At 66.4% G+C, this 622-nt stretch carries 2 protein-coding genes; both read left to right on the forward strand.

Annotated features, from left to right (window positions below; genetic code table 11):
- A partial coding sequence (locus FHP25_RS40510) for a MaoC family dehydratase N-terminal domain-containing protein (RefSeq protein ID WP_147852695.1) occupies positions 1-414 on the forward strand: 414 nt, incomplete at its 5' end.
- Positions 415-425: 11 nt separating this feature from the next.
- Positions 426-622, forward strand: a 197-nt coding sequence (locus FHP25_RS40515; protein WP_269434428.1) for a MaoC/PaaZ C-terminal domain-containing protein, incomplete at its 3' end; no start/stop codon positions are given.

Here is a 622-nt window from a genome sequence, read left to right on the forward strand (position 1 = left end):
GTCGAAGCCGGCAAGATCCGGCTGTTCTGCAAGGCGATCGGCGAGGAAGACCCGATCTATCAGGACGAGGCCGCCGCCAAGGCCGCCGGCTACCGCGCCATCCCGGCGCCGCCCACCTTCCTGACGGCCGTCACCAACGACGATCCCGACAAGGGTGGCCTGCTGCGCCTGCTGGGCGTCGACATCGGCCTCATCCTGCACGGCGAGCAGCACTACGAGTACATCGCCCCGGTGCATGTCGGCGACAAGGTCACCTGCCAGTCGAAGGTGCTGGACATCTACGACAAGAAGGGCGGCGCCCTGTGGTTCGTGGTGTCGGAGACCGAGATGAAGGACGCGTCGTCGGGCAAGCCGGTGGCCAAGGCGCGCAGCATCACCGTCGTGCGCAACCCGGACGCGGCGAAGAAGGCGTAAGGAGGCTGGAGATGGCAAACGCACCGAAATTCGCGGACGTCAAGGTCGGCGACGAGCTGCCGGCGCTGAAGCTGGCGCCGATCAGCCGCCACCAGCTCGCCCTCTACTGCGGCGGCTCGGGCGACCACAACCCGATCCATGTCGACATCGACTTCGCCAAGAAGTTCGGCTTCAAGGACGTCTTCGCCCACGGCATGCTGTCGATGGC

The sequence above is a fragment of the Vineibacter terrae genome (genome assembly GCF_008039615.1).
In the GTDB taxonomy this organism is placed as follows: domain Bacteria; phylum Pseudomonadota; class Alphaproteobacteria; order Reyranellales; family Reyranellaceae; genus Vineibacter; species Vineibacter terrae.